The organism is Microbacterium sp. SCN 71-21 (assembly GCF_001725695.1).
GTDB lineage: Bacteria > Actinomycetota > Actinomycetes > Actinomycetales > Microbacteriaceae > Microbacterium > Microbacterium ginsengisoli.
Genome location: NZ_MEGA01000126.1, coordinates 1 through 3,147 on the forward strand (window position 1 = coordinate 1; position 3,147 = coordinate 3,147).

Sequence of the window (3,147 nt, forward strand, 5' to 3'; positions counted from 1 at the left end):
GTGTCGAACGTGCAACTGTCCGATACGATCTCCCAACCGACCTCGCTGGTGTCGCTTGCGCTGACGCTGAAGAGGGCGGTTTCAGGTTGTCAGCGCAACACCGTTGATCAGTTCGTTGATCATGTCAGCTGGTTTCCGGTAGCCGAGGGTGCGACGCGGTCTGATGTTCAGGAGTCGCTGGGTTTCGGTGAGTTCGTCGTCGGTGATCTCGTTGAAGTTCGTGCCCTTCGGGTAGAAGTCGCGGATCAGCCCGTTCGTGTTCTCGTTCGTGCCGCGTTGCCAGGGTGAGTGCGGGTCGCAGAAGTACACGTTGCAGTCGCTGGCGATTGTGAACGCGGCATGCTCGGCCATCTCGGCGCCCTGGTCCCAGGTGATCGTGCGCGTGAGCGTTGCGGGAAGGTCGCGGATCATGCCGGCGAGGACGTCCGTGACGGTCTTGCTGTCGCGTTGCCCTGGCAGCCGTCCCAGGAGCGTGAACCGGTGCGTGCGTTCGACCAGGGTCACGATGCCCGAGTTGCCCGGTCCGACGACGAGGTCGCCTTCCCAGTGGCCGGGCACCGCTCGGTCCTCGACCTCGGCGGGACGATCGGCAAGGCGGGCGCCTTCCAGCCAGGGTCGACTCGATCTGCGCGGCAGCTTCGATTTCGGGATACGTGTAGTTCGCCCGGACCGCAGCGCCTTCTCGACCGTGAGCTCGTGACGCAACGCGCCTTTGCTTTGCACGTAGAGCGCCTGGTAGATCGTCTCGTGCGACACGCGCATCTCCGGGTCGTCGGGGAACAGCAGCGTCAACTCGCCCGCGACCTGCTGCGGGGAGTATCGGTTGTTCAAGCGTGACACGACCGCGTCCCGCAACGGCGGATGCTCCAGCTTCCCGGGTCGCGACCGCGGCCGCGCCGCCAACGCGCGATAGTGCGCGATCTCCGCGTCGTAGTGACTTCGATCCCAGTGCCGCACCTGATGCGCACGGATCTCGCGGGAGACCGTCGAGGCGGACACGGACAACTCCGCCGCGATCGACCGGATCGATAACGGGGGACGCATCGCCAAGCCTGCCTGAATGAACGACCGATCCGCGAGCGTGAGCCGCCGATACCCCCGATCAGGGTGCCCCTCGACCACCACATCCATCGGCATCGGCCTCGCGCCACCGACGCGACCCATCATCAGTTCCACGCCCGCGAGCTTGGCCCACAACTTCACGACGCTCATGCTGACACCCAGAGTCGGCGCGAACTCGATCGCAGAACGACCCGCGATCAGCCCTCGAACCGCGCCCGCCCGCGTCGCCCACGGAATCTTCCTCGACACAACGAACCTCCTCGACGAGGTGTTGCGCTAGGACTCTGAAACCGCCGCCAACTACCCGTGGAATATGTCATTTCGGCGTGGAACCTACAGCTCTGTAGGTTCCCGCTCGAGATGGCGAGGAATGCCGCGATTCCACGGTAGTTGGCTGGGGTTTCGGGTTCAGGATTCCGCGAGTAGTGGCGGATTCTTACAAGAGCTCATGGCCGTCGCGGCGATCGGCTACACACCATGCAGCGTGTCCGAACCGGCAGCGACGCGCTCTCCCCGGCCGCAGCAGCGCCCCCCGACGTGAACGGGAATACTCTCGTCAATCGGGGAGCTCCGGCAGGCGTCATCCTCCGCCGGGCAGATGCTCGAGGTGCCCGATGGCCTCCTCGAGCAGTTCGGAGACGTGGTCGTCGAAGAGCGAGTAGTGGATGTGCCGGCCGTCGCGCGTGCCAAGGACCAGGCTCAGATGCCGCAGCAGCCGCAAATGGTTCGATGTGGTCGTCTGTCCGATGTGCAGCTGTTCGCTGAGGTCGGTCACGGTGCTCGGCTGAACACTCAGCGCGCTCAGAATGCGCAGCCGCACAGGTGACGCCAGTGCCTGCATGATCTCGGCGAGACGCTCAGCATCCGCTACGGACAGGGTGCCTGCTTCCCGACGCGTCTCAGTACCGGCCATGCTCACCATTGTGCCCTCCGATCACGATAATCATTCACAACTACAATATATCATGATCTTGTGATGTATCCTGGTCGCATGACTGCTTCTTCCCCGACGACTACCGCGCCCGCTGCGGAGACGCACGACCATTCCCACGGTTCGGCCCGGTGGGAGCTGTGGTTCGCGATCGCCGCGGGCGTGACCTACGCCGGCGGGATGATCGCCGAGTTCGCGTTGGGGCTGCCGATGGTCGGGTGGCCGTTGGTGTTCTTCCTCGCCACCTACTTCTTCGGTGGGTTCTTCACGTTCCGCACCGCGATCGCCTCGACGATGCGAGGGAAGTTCGAGGTCGACTTCCTCATGCTGGTGGCCGCGATCGGCGCCGCCCTCATCGGCCGGTGGGCGGAAGGGGCGGTGCTGCTGTTCCTGTTCAGCCTCGGCCACGCGCTCGAGGAATACGCCCTCAGCCGTGCAAGCAAGTCCATCGAGTCCCTGGCCGAGCTCGCTCCCCGCAGCGCCCTGGTGCGCCGCGGCGGGGACGAGCCGGTGGAGGTGCCGGTGGAGGAGATCGTCGTCGGGGACATCGTCGTCATCCGCCCGAACTCCCGCATTCCCTCAGACGGGTTCGTGATCTCCGGGGTGTCCGCGGTGGATCAGTCCGCGGTCACCGGGGAGTCGATTCCGGTGGAGAAGGAGCCGGTGGCCGACCCGGAGCGGGCGATGCGCACCGTCGACACCCTGCCCGCCGCCAACCGTGTGTTCGCCGGCACCGTGAACGGGTCCGGCGTGCTCGAGGTCGAGGTCACCGCGACCTCCGCGGACTCGACGCTCAGCAAGGTCGTCGAGCTCGTCCGCTCCGCCGACCAGGCCGCCTCCCCCACACAGCAGTTCATCGACCGGTTCCAGCGTTGGTACGTGCCCGCCGTGATCCTCGGGGTCGCCGTCACCCTCCTGATCTCCTGGCTCGCGTTCGCGCAACCGTTCCCCGACGCGTTCTACCTCGCCATGACCGTGCTCGTCGCCGCCAGCCCCTGCGCGCTCGCGATCGCAACCCCGGCCGCGGTGCTGGCAGGGGTCGCCCGTGCTGCGCGTGCCGGGGTGCTCGTCAAGGGCGGCGCCCCGCTCGAGACGCTCGGGCGGGTCAAGGCGATGGCGTTCGACAAGACCGGCACCCTGACCTGGGGTGCCCC

Annotated in this window: 3 protein-coding genes; 1 reads left to right on the plus strand and 2 read right to left on the minus strand. The window is 66.2% G+C overall.

Annotated features, from left to right (window positions below; genetic code table 11):
* Window positions 1-81 precede the first annotated feature (81 nt).
* Window positions 82-1,311, minus strand: coding sequence for an IS30 family transposase (locus ABT08_RS13090; RefSeq protein WP_422732844.1), 1,230 nt, complete (start codon window positions 1,309-1,311; stop codon window positions 82-84).
* A 331-nt stretch (window positions 1,312-1,642) separates the two neighbouring features.
* Complete coding sequence (locus ABT08_RS13095; protein ID WP_048809452.1) at window positions 1,643-1,984, minus strand: ArsR/SmtB family transcription factor; 342 nt, start codon at window positions 1,982-1,984, stop codon at window positions 1,643-1,645.
* 69 nt (window positions 1,985-2,053) lie between these two features.
* Here ABT08_RS13095 and ABT08_RS13100 point away from each other — a divergent pair.
* The coding region (locus tag ABT08_RS13100; RefSeq protein WP_288115248.1) for an HAD-IC family P-type ATPase at window positions 2,054-3,147 on the plus strand (1,094 nt) is incomplete at its 3' end.